The sequence below is a fragment of the Kribbella sp. NPDC031520 genome (assembly GCF_055580825.1).
The window spans coordinates 1,378,390-1,393,181 of sequence record NZ_JBVIKS010000001.1; the positions used below are offsets into that span (position 1 = coordinate 1,378,390).

Consider the following 14,792-nt stretch of genomic DNA (forward strand, 5'->3'; position numbering starts at 1 on the left):
GCCCCGGAGTACTGACCAGTCGTCCAGACCCAGATCCGGCCTGGACCACCCGAAGGCGGGCGCGAGGGGCGGCAGACGTGCGAGACGCTCGGCGGTGGGTCCGCCGAGCGTCTCGGGTGTGCGTGTTCAGTTGTGGGTTACGAGTCCTGGACGCCGGTGCTGCCGCCGCCGGTGGTCAGGTCGGTGAGCTCCAGGTCGGACGTCGAGGACTTCTGGTTCCCGGTGAAGGTGAAGTACTCGGTCAGGCCGTCGGAGTTGACCGTGCCCTCCGGTGCCGCGTCGACCAGGACGATCTGGCCGGGGCGCAGGTCCCCGAACAGGATCTTCTCGGCCAGCACGTCCTCCACGTCGCGCTGCAGTGCGCGGCGCAGCGGGCGAGCACCCAGGACCGGGTCGAAGCCACGCTTCGCGACCAGTTCCTTGGCGGCGGGCGTGAGCTCGATGCCCATGTCCTTGTCCTTCAGCCGCTGCTCGATCTGGGCGACCATCAGGTCCACGATCTGGACGATGTCCGCCATCGTGTGCTGGTGGAAGACCACGATCTCGTCGACGCGGTTCAGGAACTCGGGACGGAAGTGCTGCTTCAGCTCCTCGGTCACCTTGGACTTCATCTTCTCGTAGCCACCGACGGTGTCGCTGGCCTGCGCGAAGCCGAGGCTGCCGCGCGCGATGTCCTTGGTACCGAGGTTCGTGGTCATGATGATCACGGTGTTCTTGAAGTCGACCACGCGGCCCTGCGCGTCGGTCAGCCGGCCCTCGTCCAGGATCTGCAGCAGCGAGTTGAAGATGTCCGGGTGGGCCTTCTCGACCTCGTCGAACAGCACCACGCTGAACGGCTTGCGGCGGACCTTCTCGGTCAGCTGGCCACCCTCTTCGTAGCCGACGTACCCAGGAGGTGAGCCGAACAGCCGGGAGGCCGTGTGCTTCTCCGAGTACTCCGACATGTCGAGGCTGATCAGTGCGTTCTCGTCACCGAACAGGAACTCGGTCAGCGCCTTCGACAGCTCGGTCTTACCGACACCGGACGGACCGGCGAAGATGAACGAGCCGCTCGGGCGGCGCGGGTCCTTCAGGCCGGCGCGGGTACGCCGGATCGAGCGGGACAGTGCCTTGACCGCGTCGGTCTGGCCGATGTACCGCTTGGCCAGCTCCTTCTCCATGTCCAGCAGCCGCGAGGACTCCTCCTCGGTCAGCTTGAAGACGGGAATGCCGGTCGCGGTGCTGAGCACCTCGGCGATCAGCTCCTCGTCCACCTCGGCGACGACGTCCATGTCGCCGGCCTTCCACTGCTTCTCCCGCTCGGACTTGGCGTTGATCAGCTTCTTCTCGTCGTCCCGCAGCCGGGCGGCGCGCTCGAAGTCCTGCGCGTCGATCGCCGACTCCTTCTCCCGGCGGACGGTCGCGATCTTCTCGTCGAACTCGCGCAGGTCCGGCGGCGCGGTCATCCGGCGGATCCGGAGCCGGGCGCCGGCCTCGTCGATCAGGTCGATCGCCTTGTCCGGCAGGAACCGGTCCGAGATGTACCGGTCGGCCATCTGCGCGGCGTTCACCAGCGCGGCGTCGGTGATCGTCACCCGGTGGTGCGCCTCGTACCGGTCGCGGAGGCCCTTGAGGATCTCGATCGTGTGTGCGATCGAGGGCTCGGCCACCTGGATCGGCTGGAACCGGCGCTCCAGCGCGGCGTCCTTCTCGACGTACTTGCGGTACTCGTCGAGGGTGGTGGCACCGATGGTCTGCAGCTCGCCGCGGGCCAGCATCGGCTTCAGGATGCTCGCCGCGTCGATCGCGCCCTCGGCCGCGCCGGCCCCGACGAGGGTGTGGATCTCGTCGATGAACAGCACGATGTCGCCGCGGGTACGGATCTCCTTGAGCACCTTCTTCAGGCGTTCCTCGAAGTCGCCGCGGTAGCGCGAACCGGCTACCAGGGCGCCCAGGTCGAGGGAGTAGATCTGCTTGTCCTTCAGCGTCTCCGGGACGTCACCACGGACGATCTGCTGGGCGAGACCTTCGACGATGGCGGTCTTGCCGACGCCCGGTTCACCGATCAGGACAGGGTTGTTCTTGGTACGCCGGGACAGCACCTGCATGACCCGCTCGATCTCGCTCTCCCGGCCGATCACCGGGTCGAGTTTCGCCTCGCGGGCGGACTGGGTGTAGTTCCGGCCGAACTGGTCGAGCACCAGGGAGCTGCTCGGTGCATCACCCTGAGTGCCGGCGCCGGTGGACTGCGTCTCCTTGCCCTGGTAACCGCTCAGCAGCTGGATGACCTGCTGCCGGACCTTGTTCAGGTCCGCTCCGAGCTTGACCAGGACCTGCGCGGCGACACCCTCACCCTCGCGGATAAGACCGAGCAGGATGTGCTCGGTGCCGATGTAGTTGTGGCCCAACTGCAGGGCCTCACGCAGGGAGAGCTCCAGCACCTTCTTGGCGCGGGGGGTGAACGGGATGTGCCCGCTCGGTGCCTGCTGCCCCTGGCCGATGATCTCCTCGACCTGGGAGCGAACGGCCTCGAGCGAGATACCCAGGCTCTCGAGAGCCTTGGCGGCGACCCCTTCACCCTCGTGGATCAGGCCGAGCAGGATGTGCTCGGTCCCGATGTAGTTGTGGCTGAGCATCCTGGCCTCTTCCTGAGCCAGGACGACTACCCGACGGGCGCGGTCCGTAAATCGTTCAAACATCGCCAAAGCGCTCCTTGCCTCAGAGGAGTCGGACGTGCCGTGTTGGCCGACCCCCGTACCTGCATGCTAGTCCCCGGCACCGACAGGCTCGCTCTCGGCGAACACCCGATCACGCTCCCGACGGCCACCCGGGCGGCATCACAAGGGAACAACCGACCGGAACTCCAGCGTGTTCCCGCCCGCCCGGGTCGCAACAGCATGTTCGCCACCAGCGAATTCCCTGGACTACCTGTCCGGTCAGCCATCACGCCCGACACGCCCGAATCCCACTCTGTGGAACAACCGGAATGCGGACGGTCCCGGCACCCTCATTGGGGCCGGGACCGGCGACTGCTGGGAAATTACTTGGCTTCGTTGTACGCGGCGCGCACCTCGGCCGAGATCCGGCCGCGCTCGCTCACGTCGTACCCGTTCTCCTTCGCCCAGGCCCGGATGTCCGCGGAGTCCGACGCCGACCGGCCGCCACGGCCGCGGGACCGGCCCGCCGCACCCCGCCGGCCGGCCACCCGGCGGCCGTTGCCGACATATGCGGCCAGGGCGTCGCGCAGCTTGGCGGCGTTTTTCTTGGAGAGGTCGATCTCGTAGGTCGTTCCGTCCAGCCCGAATGTGACGGTCTCGTCGGCCTTACCGCCGTCGAGATCGTCCTCGAGAACCACCTGCACCCTTTGCGCCATCGATGACAACCTTTCCGCGCCGAATTGTTAGCACCTGATTTGTACCGCACAAACCAGGGTCGTGTCATTCATCAACACTGCGCAGTCGTCGTGACCAAGAGTATTCACGGCTTCTGAACCGGCCGGACCGGAATCAATTCGACCCTGAATTTGCCGGCCGGATCCGTTGTGCTATGCAACTACCAGAATCACTCGGGACGGAGCAACGGGAACAGAATCGTCTCCCGGATACCGGTCCCGGTGAGCAACATCACCAACCGGTCCAGGCCCATCCCCATGCCACCGGCGGGCGGCATCCCGAATTCCATCGCGCGCAGGAAGTCCTCGTCGAGATCCATCGCCTCCGGATCACCGGCCGCGGCCTGCAAGGACTGTGCGACCAGGCGATCGCGCTGGATCACCGGGTCGTTCAGCTCGGAGTACGCGACCCCGAGCTCGACGCCGTTCACGAACAGGTCCCAGGCCTCGACCAGTCCCGGAATTTCCCGGTGCGGCTTCGCCAGCGGCCGTGCCGACTCCGGATAGTCGCGGACAAAGGTGGGCTGGATCAGGGTGTGCTCGCAGAGCTTCTCGAACAAGTCCACGGCGATCTCACCGGCATTCCGGCCGGGCTGCAGCTCGACCCCGTGCTGCTCCGCCAACTTCAGCAGCGCGGCCAGGTCAGTGGTCACGTCGACGGTCTCACCGACCGCTTCGGACAGCAGCCCGAAAAGCGTCGCGTGCCGGAACGGCAGGTCGAAGTCGATGGTCTGTCCGTCGCGCGCGGTCACCGACGTCCGGCCGATCGCGCGGCCGGAGTTCCGGATCAGCTCCTGGATCAGCTCGGCCATCGTGTCGTAATCGCCGTACGCCTGATACGCCTCGATCATCGAGAATTCCGCGGAGTGGGTCGAGTCCAGGCCCTCGTTGCGGAACGTACGGCCGATCTCGTACACCCGGTCGACGCCGCCGATCATCGCCCGCTTCAGGTCCAGCTCGAGCGCGATCCGCAGCTTCATCTCCTGGTCGAACGCGTTCAGGTGGGTGGAGAACGGCCGCGCCGCGGCACCACCGTTGGTCAGCTGCAACACCGGGGTCTCGACCTCGACGAAGCCGTGGTCGTCGTACGTCGCGCGCAACGCCTTCAGTACGGCTGCCTTCGCGCGGACCATCTCCCGGGCCTCCGGGCGGACGATCAGGTCGACGTACCGCATCCGGACACGGGCCTCTTCGCTGAGCGGCTTGTGCTCGTTCGGCAGCGGGCGGAGCGTCTTCGCGGCCATCTGCCACGCGGTCACCTGGACGGACAGCTCACCGCGCCGGCTGGTGATCACCTCACCCTGTACGGACAGCAGGTCGCCGATGTCGACGAGCTGCTTGAACCGGGCCAGCTCCTCCTCACCGAGGTCGGCCAGCGACAGCATCACCTGGAGCTCTGTCCCGTCGCCCTCGCGGAGCCGGACGAAGCACAGCTTGCCGGTGTTGCGCAGGAAGATCACCCGACCGGCCACCGAGACCTGCTCGCCGGTCCTGGTGTCGGGCTCCAGCTCCTGGGCGTCGTACTTCGCCCGCAGGTCCTTCAGCAGGTGCGTCCGCGGCACCGAGATCGGGTACGGCGGCACTCCTTCCGCCAGCAGGCGCTCACGCTTCTCCAGGCGAACCCGCATCTGCTCGGGCAGGTCGTCCTGCCCGCTGTCGGGGTCCACCGGGTCAACGTGTGCGTCAGTCATGCCTAAAGGCTAGTGACTGACCGCCTCCACAGCCGAATCCTTTGTCCGGGCCACGATCAGCAGACTGGCCGCGACGGCCGCCACCGCACAGGCGATCCCGCAGCTCACGAAGGTCATCCGGGCTCCGAGCAGTGCGCCGAGGAGGCCGCCGAGCAGGAGCGCCACCAGGCTGAACGCCCGTACCGTCCCCATCAGTGCGGCGTTCACCCGGCCACGGACAGCTTCCGGCGATCGGGTGACGACCAGAGTGCTGGTCCCGGCGTTCAGCATGCCGCTGCCGAATCCACAGGCGATGGCCCCGGCGACGAGCGTGACGACGTTGACGGAGAGGCCCATCAGCACAGTGGAGGCCCCGATCGCAGCCATCCCAGCCAGTACCGCGCGGGACCGCGACCGGGCGTTCGTCAGCCGTCCGGTGATCCAGGCGCCCACGATCGCGCCGCCGCCCTGAGCCGCCAGCACCCACCCGTACCCGGCCGCGTTGAGCCCGAGCTCGTCGGTGACCAGGAAGACCTCGACGATGTTCATCGCCTCGCCGACCAGCACGAGCACCCACAGGCACGGGACCAGGACCTGAAGCAACGGATCGCCGAAGAGGCTGCGAAGACCGGCGGACATCGCTCCCTTCTCGCGTACGGCGCCTGGCGTGGGCCGACGCCGGGTCACGACGAAGCGTGCGACGAGTGCGAGGGCGACGAAGGTGGACGCGTCGACCAGGAGGGCTCCGCGGTCGCCGGACCACCCGACCAAGAGACCGCCGGCCGCGGAGCCCGTCAGAGTAGCCACGCCGATGAGAGCCTGACTGGTCCCGGTGGCTCGACCCACCAGTTCCTCGCCGACTATCCGTGGGATCAGCGCAGCCCACGCAGGTCCCGCGACGGCCTGGCCCAACTGCAGAACGCACACCAGGGCGAGGGTTTCGGCCAGACCGTGCGAGAAGGCCAGCCCGACTCCGGCGGCCGCCTGCAGCAAACCCGACCAGACCAGGACCGTCCGCGAGTCGTGGCCGTCCGCGATCCGCCCCGCGAACGGGATCATCGCGACCGTCGGTACGGCGAACGCGAGCAGCAGCGCCGTGATCGCGCCCGGGCCGCCGTCGGCCGACACGCGCAGCATCAGCGCGATGAGGGCGACCGAGTCGCCGGCGTACGAGAGCGCCCGGGCCGGCAGCACCAGCCGGATGTCGCGGTGCGACCAAATCGAAGTCTGAAGGGTTTGCTTCATAGTTGTGAAGTTAATGCTTCATATTTACTCCCGTCAAGCCCTTCGCTACGCTGACCTCGTGGCCGCGAAGAACACCAGGAACAAGCGCGTGGTGATCACCGACCCACGGGCCATCCGCGCCCTGGCCCATCCGGCCCGGCAGCGGATCATCGACGAGCTCTACAGCGGCCGGGTGCTGACCGCGACCGAGTGCGCCGAGCTGGCCGGACTGACCCCGTCCGCGACCAGCTACCACCTCCGCGCGCTGGAGCGCTGGGGCATCGTCGAACGCGCCGAGGCCTCGGCCGACGGCCGCGAGCGCCCGTGGCGGTCACTGGGCACCGGGCTGCAGATCGCGTCCCAGTCGGCCGGATCCGGCCGGGTGGCCAGCCAGGCGATGATGCGGATCAACGTCAACCGGGTGATGGAGCAGTTCGAGGAGCTGCCGGCCGACGACCCGTGGGACGAGTTCAGCACCCTCGGCCGCAGCCGGCTGTGGCTGACCCGGGAGGAGACCAAGCAGCTCGGCCAGCAGCTGAACGACCTGATCGAGCGGTACCGCCAGGACCGTACGGCGACCTCGCGCCCGGCCGGCACCAGAGCGGTCACCACCCTGCTGGCCGTCGTACCGACGGGGAAGCCGCCACAAGATAGCTGAACCGTTAGCTACACATCCGCGTAGACAGAGGTACCTTCGAGACAGCGGTACTTTCCGCGTCGGGTGGTCGCCATGCAGTCCTGGGTTCTGTGGATGATCGTCGCCGCCGTCCTCGGCACGGCCGAGTTGATGACAGCGACCTTCGACCTGCTCCTGCTCGCCGTGGCGGCGCTGGCCGCGGCCGGGACCGGCGCCGTCGGGCTCGGGATCAGCTTCCAGGTGGCCGCGTTCCTGGCGACCGCGGCCGCGATGGTCACGCTGGTCCGGCCGGTCGCCCGCCGGCACCTGACCGGGCACCCGGGACTGCGTACCGGAGTCGCCGCGCTGGTCGGGCGGGAGGCCGTCGTGCTCGCGCCCTGCGACCGCGACGCCGGCCGGGTCCGGATCGGCGGCGAGGAATGGAGTGCCAGGTCGTACGACCCCGACCTGCAGATCCCAGCGGGCACCCGGGTCGACGTCTTCGCCATCGAGGGGGCCACCGCCCTCGTCCATCCCCAGGAGGAGCCATGGCCGAACTGATCATCGGGATCGTCGTCGCACTGCTCGCGGTCGTACTGGTACTGCGGACCGTGCGGATCGTCCCGCAGGCGCGGGCGAGCAACGTCGAGCGCCTCGGGCGGTACCTGCGCACGCTGGAGCCCGGCCTGAACGTGGTGATCCCGTTCGTCGACCGGCCCCGGCAGCTGATCGACCTGCGCGAACAGGTGGTGTCGTTCGAGCCGAACTCGGTGATCACCGAGGACAACCTGGTCGTACACATCGACACGGTGCTGTACTTCCAGGTCACCGACCCGCGCGCGGCGGCGTACGAGATCCAGAACTACATCCAGGCGATCGAGCAGCTGACCGTGACCACCCTGCGCAACGTCATCGGCGCGCTGGACCTGGAGAAGACGCTGACGTCGCGCGAGCACATCAACTCGATCCTGCGCGGTGTCCTCGACGAGGCCTCCGGCAAGTGGGGGATCCGGGTGAACCGGGTCGAGCTGAAGGCGATCGAGCCGCCGGCCTCGATCAAGGAGTCGATGGAGAAGCAGATGCGGGCCGAGCGGGAGAAGCGGGCCGCGATCCTCAATGCCGAGGGCGCACGGCAGTCCCGGATCCTGACCGCGGAGGGCGACCGGCAGGCCGCGATCCTGCGGGCCGAGGGCCAGGCGAAGGCGATCGACACCGTCTTCGACGCGATCCACCGCAACGACCCGGACCCGAAGCTGCTCGCGTACCAGTACCTGCAGATGCTGCCGGAGCTGGCCAAGGGCCCCGGCAACACGTTCTGGGTGATCCCCTCCGAGGTGACCGCCGCGCTGCAGAGTGTGACCAAGGCCTTCACCGGCGAGACACCGAAGCTTCCCGTGGAGATTCCCTCCGAGAACGGACACGACCCTGAAATCACCCCCAGATAGTTGCCCCGGCACGTAATCGGTTGTCCCTCGATGTCACTATGGGTGCATGGGGGAACCTCTGCTGCTCGCTCAGGCCATCGCCATCCCGACCGGTGTCGCCGTGCTGGCGTACCTCGTGGTCGGCCTCGTCATCGGGGTCGAGAGCATGGGTGTACCGCTGCCCGGTGAGACCACGCTGATCGCGGCCGCGCTGCTCGCCTCGCAGCACCACCTGAAGATCGAGTTCGTCATCCTGGCGGCCGCGCTCGGCGCGATCGTCGGCGACTCGATCGGGTACTTCATCGGCCGGAAGGCGGGCCGCTCCCTGTTCGAGCGGCTCGGCAAACGGTTCCACCACTTCTCCGAGGACCGGATCGTCCGCGCAGAGAAGTACTTCCACAAGTACGGCGTCTGGACGGTGTTCTTCGGCCGGTTCGTCGCGCTGCTGCGGATCTTCGCGGGGCCGATGGCCGGCATGCTGCGGATGCAGTACCCGCGGTTCCTGGCCGCGAACGCGGCCGGCGGGATCGCCTGGGCGACCACGATCGGCGTGGTCGGGTACCAGGTCGGCGACAACGCCGACAAGATCTTCGGCCGGGTCTCGGTCGGCGCGCTGATCGCGATCGCGGTCGTGGCGGTCGGCCTGTACGTCGTCCACAAGGTCCGCAAGCGCCGCCGCGAGCAGGAGCCGGCCGCCACCTCAGAGGTCGAGTCAGCGGACGTGTAGCTGCAACCCGGGCGTGGTGATCCCTTCCATCGGCCGGCCGAACATCATCGCGCCCGGCACCACGATCCGGTAGACGAAGTCACCCGGCTGCGCGGCCTTGAACGCGAGCGCCGCCCGGCCGCCCCGCATCGCCAGCGCCTTCGCGTCCATCCACCGGCGGGTCTGCCGGTTCCAGGCCTGCAGCATCACGGTCGTGTTCAGACCCGGTGCGACCGCCACCGACACGGTCACCATCGAGCCGTGCGCCACGGCCGTGTCGCCGCCGGCGAACCCGGCCGACACGATCCGCACAACGGTCTTCGTGTACTCGGGCCTGCTGGTCGACGTACCCGTGAACATGCCGCCCTTCGTGTTCACCGGCACGATGATCTTGTACGGCCGGCTCCCCGCCGTCGGTACGGCGATGTCGTAGTACCCGCCGGCGGTCGTCGAGCCGCGCGCCGCCGGGGTCCAGCGGGCGTCCGGCGTGACCTGCGTCAGTACGACGACCGGTACGCCGGCCGGGGTGGCCCGCCTGCTCGTACACGGCGCGTCGAGGTCGCAGCCGACCTGGTGCAGGATGACCCGGCCCCGCGCCCGGATCGGCACGCTGTACTGCGCCTTCGGCGGAACGACGCCGCTGATCGAACTCGTCAGCCCGAGCACCTCGCCGCCGACGCGGGCGCTCCACTCGTTCTGCGTCTTGAGCTGGAAGACGTACGGCGGCTTGATGCTCTTGATCAGCTGGTGGGTCGACGTGGTCGCCGGGCCGATCGCCTTCAGCAGCTGACCCGGGCGGCCGACCATCGGCACGTACCGCTGGGTCTTCTTGCCGTCGGAGTCCAGCGGGTCGTGCGGCGTGAAGTCCTGCGGCGCGACCGGTACCGACCACCTGATCATCACGCCGCGGCCTTGCTGCGCCACGGTGGCCGCACTCGGCCGGACCGGGCCGTCGGTGTCGAACACCGGCGACTTGGACGGCTTGCTCGTCACGCCGCCCTGCGACGTACCGGTCGCGACCACGATCTTGTAGTTGCCGTCCGGCGGGAACTCCGAGGTCGGGATCGCCCACTTGTTCGGGTCGCTCGCCGGGATGTACTTCACGTACGACGGGCTCTCGCTGAGTACGCCCTCGATCGTGATCCGGTTCGGTTGGCCGTTGTCCTTCCAGGTGACCAGTACCGCGCCGCCCTTGGGTGCCCAGGCCACGCCGACGTCGCTGGGCGCCGGATCGGAGGCACACGCGGTCAGGCAGGTGACCCCCGCCAGTACCGCCAGGGCGCCGGCAACCGTACGCCGCACTCCCACCACCTCCGTGCCTCACGAGTGACCGGGTGAACCATACCCAGTCACAGGTACCGATCCGGCACGGCCGTTGCCGGATCGGTATCACGGTTCTAACGTGAGAGCAGCCACAGAGGGGGGAACCACGATGGCTTTCATCAGTACGCCCGACAATCCGGGGATGTTCGAGGCGAACCGGGCCGCGGCCGGGCACGTACCCAACTTCGTCCGCACCTTCGCGGCCCGGCCTGCCGTGTACGAAGCGTGGAAACAGCTGAACGGCGCGATCAAGGAGTCGATGGACCTGCGCCGCTACGAGCTCGCCACGCTGGCCGCGGCGACCGCGCTGAAGTCCAGTTACTGCAGCCTCGCGCACGGCCAGGTGCTGGCCGACAAGTTCTACACGTCCGAGGAGGTCGTGGCGCTCGTCGACGAGCCGCCGAACGACCCCGTCGACCGGGCCGTGATGGCGTTCGCCCGCAAGGTCGCGCTCGGCGCGGACACGGTCACCCAGGCCGATGTCGACGAACTGAAGGCAGCCGGCCTGACTGACACCGACGTACTCGACGTCGCCCTGGCCGCGGCCGCCCGCGCGTTCTTCTCCAAGACCCTCGACGCCACCGGCACCCAGCCGGACTCGGCCTTCAACGGACTGCCCGACTCGCTACGCACAGCCCTCACGGTCGGCCGCCCGATCCACCCGGGGTGATTGCCAACGGCAACTATGCGGTGGTCTGGGTGGAATCGGCCACGGCCGGTGCGCCGGCTGCCCGGCGACCGGCGATCCCGGCGACGGCCAGCAGCGCGAGCGCGTTCGCCCCGTGCAGCGCACCGACTACCGGCGCGAGGAACCCCCCGAACGCGAGCGCGATCTGCAGCACCACCAGACCGAACACGTACAGGGCCCACTTGACGCCGCCGTCGACCTTCGCGAAGAACGCGACGATCAGCAGCAGGATCGCGAGCAGCGGGATGACCAACGACCCGAAGATCCCGTGCAGCGACAAGCCGACCGGGTCGCTGGAGTTCTTGTCGAACACAGTGCCGCCGTCGATGTCCTTACCCACCCTGAAGAATCCCCAGGCGATGAACATCGCCTGCAACACCACACTGATCGCGACCAGACCGGCCAGGACCCGATAAGCAGCTCTCATGGTTCCCCCCACTACGTAGCTGCCTACATAGTGATCCTGGTCACCTCAAGGGCACAAGAGCTTTAGGTGAAGTTGCGGGCGTGGGCCTGATACAGGCCGCGCAGGGTCAGTAGCGGTTCCTCGCGGACCGGGGTGGTCAGCTGGCCGGTCAGGAGCGGCGCAAGGGCGCCGGTGAGGACGACCGGGAGGTCGTCGTTCAGAGACTGTTCCGTCCGGATCCGGGCGACCAGACCGTCGACGAGTGCGGCGAAGCCGTGGATGGCGCCGGACTGTAGCGCCTCGACGGTGTTCTTGGCGACCACCGACCGCGGCCGGACCAGCTCGACCCGGCGCAGTTGCGCGGCCGCCTGCCCGAGTGCGTCGGTCGCGGTTTCGATGCCTGGGGCAATCACTCCGCCGATGAACGCCCCGGCCGGATTGACCACGTCGATCGTGATCGCCGTACCGACATCCACCACCAGGCAGGGCGCGCCGTACAGCGTCACGGCGGCGAGCGCGTTCGCGATCCGGTCCGTACCGACCTCGCGCGGGTTGTCCACCAGCACCGGCAGCCCGGTCTTCACGCCTGGCTCGACGACCACGCTCGGGACGTTCGGGTAGTACCGGGAGACGACGTCCCGCAACTCGTGCAGCACATGCGGTTCGGCCGAACACACCGCGATCCCGCTGACCGGAGCCTCGCCGGTGAGCAGGCCCTGGAGCAGTACCGCCCACTCGTCCGCCGTACGACGGGGATCGGTGCCGACCCACCAGTGCCGCTTGACCGTACCCTCGAACACCAGGCCGACCAGCGTCCTGGTGTTCTCGACGGCGACGGTCAGCAACATGTCAGGCAGGCCTCAGGTCCAGCCCGATGTCGAGGACCGGCGCGGAGTGCGTCAGCGCGCCGACCGCGAGGAAGTCGACACCCGTCTCGGCAACGGCACGCGCCTGGTCGAGGGTCAGCCCGCCGGACGCTTCGAGCCGAGCGCGGCCGGCCACCTTCTCGACGGCCTCGCGGAGCAGCGGGAGGTCCATGTTGTCGAGCAGGATCAGCTCGGCGCCGGACTCCACCGCGATCAGCGCGTCGTCGACCGAGTCCACCTCGACCTCGATCGAGATGTCCGGGAACGCCTTGCGGACCAGGCGGAACGCCTCCGCGACCCCGCCGGCCGCGACCACGTGGTTGTCCTTGATCAGCGCCGCGTCGGACAGGCCCATTCGATGGTTCTTCCCACCACCGCAGCGGACCGCGTACTTCTCCAGCGAGCGGAGCAGCGGCATCGTCTTGCGGGTGTCGCGGATGACCGCGCCGGTGCCCTCGACGGCGTCCACCCAGCGCCGGGTCAGCGTGGCGACACCGCTCAGGTGGCAGAGCAGGTTGAGTGCGGTGCGCTCGGCGGTCAGCAGTTGCCGGGTCTTGCCACGGACCGTCATCAGTACGTCGCCCTCGTGCACGGACGCACCGTCACGGACCGAGTGCTCGAGCTCGATCTGGTCCGGAGCGGCGACCTGGCGGAGCACCAGCTCGGCGATCTCCAGACCGGCGACCACCCCGTCGGCGCGGGCCACCAGTTCGGCGACCGACACCTGGTCCGGGTCGACCGTGGCCGTGGTGGTCACGTCGACGCCTCCGGCCAGGTCCTCCTCGATGGTCGCCCGCACGAGGTCACCGACCCACTGCCGGTCGACTGTCTCATCCATGCCGGTCATTCTCCTCGGAATTGCGCGGAACAAATGTGGGCTGCGGCACAGCGTTCCTGTCGAGTGTGACGTCCAGGCTGCCGAACCACAGCAGATCATCGCGGTCGGGGTGGTCCTCGCGCCAGTGCGCGCCGCGGCTTTCCTCCCGGGCGGTCGCGGCGGCGATCAGCGCGGAGGCGACGGTCACCAGGTTCGTCGCCTCCCAGCCCGGTGTCCCCGGCTCGCCCGCGGGCAGCTCGCTCAGCTTCCCGATCGTCGCACCCGCCTCGGCGAGCCCGGCGGCGCTCCGGATCACGCCGGCGCCGACGGTCATCGCCCGCTGCAGCTCGGGTACGACGTCCGCGTCCACGAGTCCCGCCGTACGACGGTCCTCGGCCGGCTCGCGCTGGGCCGGCAGGCCGTCGGCGAGGTGGGCGGCGATCCGGCGGGCGAAGACGAGGCCCTCGAGCAACGAGTTCGACGCGAGGCGGTTGGCACCGTGGACGCCGGTACAGGCGACCTCGCCGCAGGCGTACAGGCCGGGTACGGAGGTTTCGCCGTTCAGATCGGTCCGGACGCCGCCGGACGAGTAGTGGCAGGCGGGCGCGACCGGGATCAGTTCGCGGACCGGGTCGATACCGTGCGAACGGCAGGACGCCAGGATGGTCGGGAACCGGACCCGCCACTTCTCGTCGCCGAAGTGCCGGGCGTCGAGGTACACATGATCCTTGCCGGTGGCAAGCATCTGGCGCATGATCGCCTTCGCCACGATGTCCCGCGGCGCCAGGTCCGCGAGCTCGTGCTGCCCTTGCATGAAACGCTTTCCGGTGTGGTCGACGAGGAACGCGCCCTCACCGCGGACCGCCTCGGAAACCAACGGCTGCTGGCCTTTCGCGCTCTTTCCGAGCCAGAGCACGGTCGGGTGGAACTGGACGAACTCCAGGTCGCGGACCTTCGCACCGGCCCGTAGCGCGAGCGCCATCCCGTCACCGGTGGAGACGCTCGGGTTGGTCGTTGCCGCGTACAACTGTCCGAGGCCGCCGGAGGCGAGGATCACCACCCGGGCCCGGATCGCGCCGACACCGTCCAGCTGTCCCTCGCCCATCACGTGCAGGGTGACACCCGCGACCGCGCCGTCCTCGGCGGTCAGCAGGTCGAGCACCAGCGCGTGCTCGATCAGTCGGATGTCCTTGGACCGCTTGACCGCGGCGACCAGCGCCCGTTCGATCTCAGCGCCGGTGGCGTCGCCGCCCGCGTGCGCGATCCGGTTGCGGTGGTGGCCGCCCTCGCGGCCGAGCGAGATCTCACCGTCGGCCAGGGTGTCGAACCGCGCGCCCAGGTCGATCAGGTCGTGCACCGCCTCGGGGCCCTTGGTGACCAGGACGCGGACGGCTTCGGGATCGCTCAGGCCGGCGCCGGCGACCAGCGTGTCGTGGAGGTGTTCCTCGGGCGAGTCCTCCGGGTCGAGGGCGGCGGCGATCCCGCCCTGGGCCCACTGGGTGGACCCGGAGGCGACCACGTCCTTCGTCACCACGAGCACGGAGCCCAGCTCACGGGCCTTCAGCGCGGCGGTCAGCCCGGCGACCCCGGAGCCGATCACCACCACGTCGACGGCGTCGGTCCAGCCGGGTTCCGGCGCGGACAGCCGTTGCGGGACTGCTGGTGCGGTCATTCGGCGACGG

13 protein-coding genes and 1 pseudogene are annotated in these 14,792 nt (G+C 68.8%); 5 read left to right on the forward strand and 9 right to left on the reverse strand.

What is annotated here, in order from left to right; all coding sequences use genetic code 11:
- Positions 1-137: 137 nt before the first annotated feature.
- The 4 genes from ACZ5BU_RS06920 to ACZ5BU_RS06935 all read right to left on the reverse strand — a co-directional run bounded on the left by ACZ5BU_RS06920 (position 138) and on the right by ACZ5BU_RS06935 (position 6,285).
- Positions 138-2,678 carry an ATP-dependent Clp protease ATP-binding subunit gene (locus tag ACZ5BU_RS06920; RefSeq protein ID WP_465696158.1) on the reverse strand — a complete coding sequence of 847 codons (2,541 nt, stop codon included), beginning with the start codon at positions 2,676-2,678 and terminating at the stop codon, positions 138-140.
- Positions 2,679-3,019: 341 nt separating this feature from the next.
- Positions 3,020-3,352, reverse strand: a complete 333-nt coding sequence (locus tag ACZ5BU_RS06925) for a histone-like nucleoid-structuring protein Lsr2 (RefSeq protein ID WP_325039858.1) — start codon at positions 3,350-3,352, stop codon at positions 3,020-3,022.
- Positions 3,353-3,540: 188 nt separating this feature from the next.
- Positions 3,541-5,061 (reverse strand): lysine--tRNA ligase, encoded by a 1,521-nt coding sequence (gene lysS / locus ACZ5BU_RS06930; RefSeq protein ID WP_465696159.1) that lies wholly within the window; start codon positions 5,059-5,061, stop codon positions 3,541-3,543.
- A gap of 9 nt (positions 5,062-5,070) precedes the next feature.
- Positions 5,071-6,285 carry an MFS transporter gene (locus ACZ5BU_RS06935; RefSeq protein ID WP_465696160.1) on the reverse strand — a complete coding sequence of 405 codons (1,215 nt, stop codon included), beginning with the start codon at positions 6,283-6,285 and terminating at the stop codon, positions 5,071-5,073.
- Positions 6,286-6,343: 58 nt separating this feature from the next.
- On the opposite strand from ACZ5BU_RS06935, the gene ACZ5BU_RS06940 reads away from it, so the two are divergent.
- From ACZ5BU_RS06940 to ACZ5BU_RS06955, 4 genes and pseudogenes are all read left to right on the forward strand, one after another.
- A complete protein-coding gene (locus tag ACZ5BU_RS06940) occupies positions 6,344-6,922 on the forward strand; it encodes an ArsR/SmtB family transcription factor (RefSeq protein ID WP_465696162.1) in 579 nt (192 codons plus the stop codon).
- A 72-nt stretch (positions 6,923-6,994) separates the two neighbouring features.
- Complete coding sequence (locus tag ACZ5BU_RS06945) at positions 6,995-7,441, forward strand: NfeD family protein (RefSeq protein WP_465696163.1); 447 nt, start codon at positions 6,995-6,997, stop codon at positions 7,439-7,441.
- A pseudogene (locus ACZ5BU_RS06950) lies at positions 7,429-8,178 on the forward strand (SPFH domain-containing protein); the annotation flags it as partial. The gene ACZ5BU_RS06945 and the pseudogene ACZ5BU_RS06950, both read left to right, overlap by 13 nt.
- Before the next feature lie 193 nt (positions 8,179-8,371).
- Entirely contained in the window at positions 8,372-9,031 is a 660-nt protein-coding gene (locus ACZ5BU_RS06955; RefSeq protein ID WP_465696165.1) for a DedA family protein, read from the forward strand.
- Here the strand turns inward: ACZ5BU_RS06955 and ACZ5BU_RS06960 are convergent.
- The gene (locus ACZ5BU_RS06960; protein ID WP_465696166.1) at positions 9,017-10,312 is read right to left on the reverse strand and encodes a hypothetical protein; all 1,296 of its coding nucleotides are present in this window, start codon (positions 10,310-10,312) and stop codon (positions 9,017-9,019) included. The genes ACZ5BU_RS06955 and ACZ5BU_RS06960 overlap by 15 nt on opposite strands.
- A 130-nt stretch (positions 10,313-10,442) precedes the next feature.
- Between ACZ5BU_RS06960 and ACZ5BU_RS06965 the strand changes: the two genes are divergently transcribed.
- The gene (locus ACZ5BU_RS06965) at positions 10,443-11,003 is read left to right on the forward strand and encodes a carboxymuconolactone decarboxylase family protein (protein ID WP_465696168.1); all 561 of its coding nucleotides are present in this window, start codon (positions 10,443-10,445) and stop codon (positions 11,001-11,003) included.
- Between the two features lie 13 nt (positions 11,004-11,016).
- On the opposite strand, the gene ACZ5BU_RS06970 is transcribed toward ACZ5BU_RS06965, so the two are convergent.
- The 4 genes from ACZ5BU_RS06970 to ACZ5BU_RS06985 form a co-directional block, all read right to left on the reverse strand.
- Positions 11,017-11,448, reverse strand: a complete 432-nt coding sequence (locus ACZ5BU_RS06970) for a DUF6220 domain-containing protein (RefSeq protein ID WP_465696169.1) — start codon at positions 11,446-11,448, stop codon at positions 11,017-11,019.
- 62 nt (positions 11,449-11,510) lie between these two features.
- Positions 11,511-12,275, reverse strand: a complete 765-nt coding sequence (locus tag ACZ5BU_RS06975) for a type III pantothenate kinase (RefSeq protein WP_465696171.1) — start codon at positions 12,273-12,275, stop codon at positions 11,511-11,513.
- A 1-nt stretch (position 12,276) separates the two neighbouring features.
- On the reverse strand, positions 12,277-13,131 hold the full coding sequence (gene nadC / locus ACZ5BU_RS06980) for a carboxylating nicotinate-nucleotide diphosphorylase (protein WP_465696172.1): 855 nt from the start codon (positions 13,129-13,131) through the stop codon (positions 12,277-12,279).
- Complete coding sequence (locus ACZ5BU_RS06985; protein ID WP_465696174.1) at positions 13,124-14,782, reverse strand: L-aspartate oxidase; 1,659 nt, start codon at positions 14,780-14,782, stop codon at positions 13,124-13,126. Before ACZ5BU_RS06985 ends, nadC begins: the two co-directional genes overlap by 8 nt.
- Positions 14,783-14,792 lie beyond the last annotated feature (10 nt).

What these genes read in the sequence shown, in the direction of transcription:
- ACZ5BU_RS06920 (WP_465696158.1), bottom strand. Translation starts at nt 2,678, where the DNA reads ATGTTTGAACGATTTACGGACCGCGCCCGTCGGGTAGTCGTCCTGGCT.
- ACZ5BU_RS06925 (WP_325039858.1), bottom strand. Translation starts at nt 3,352, where the DNA reads ATGGCGCAAAGGGTGCAGGTGGTTCTCGAGGACGATCTCGACGGCGGT.
- lysS (WP_465696159.1), bottom strand. Translation starts at nt 5,061, where the DNA reads ATGACTGACGCACACGTTGACCCGGTGGACCCCGACAGCGGGCAGGAC.
- ACZ5BU_RS06935 (WP_465696160.1), bottom strand. Translation starts at nt 6,285, where the DNA reads ATGAAGCAAACCCTTCAGACTTCGATTTGGTCGCACCGCGACATCCGG.
- ACZ5BU_RS06945 (WP_465696163.1), top strand. Translation starts at nt 6,995, where the DNA reads ATGCAGTCCTGGGTTCTGTGGATGATCGTCGCCGCCGTCCTCGGCACG.
- ACZ5BU_RS06955 (WP_465696165.1), top strand. Translation starts at nt 8,372, where the DNA reads ATGGGGGAACCTCTGCTGCTCGCTCAGGCCATCGCCATCCCGACCGGT.
- ACZ5BU_RS06965 (WP_465696168.1), top strand. Translation starts at nt 10,443, where the DNA reads ATGGCTTTCATCAGTACGCCCGACAATCCGGGGATGTTCGAGGCGAAC.
- ACZ5BU_RS06970 (WP_465696169.1), bottom strand. Translation starts at nt 11,448, where the DNA reads ATGAGAGCTGCTTATCGGGTCCTGGCCGGTCTGGTCGCGATCAGTGTG.
- ACZ5BU_RS06975 (WP_465696171.1), bottom strand. Translation starts at nt 12,275, where the DNA reads ATGTTGCTGACCGTCGCCGTCGAGAACACCAGGACGCTGGTCGGCCTG.
- nadC (WP_465696172.1), bottom strand. Translation starts at nt 13,131, where the DNA reads ATGGATGAGACAGTCGACCGGCAGTGGGTCGGTGACCTCGTGCGGGCG.
- ACZ5BU_RS06985 (WP_465696174.1), bottom strand. Translation starts at nt 14,782, where the DNA reads ATGACCGCACCAGCAGTCCCGCAACGGCTGTCCGCGCCGGAACCCGGC.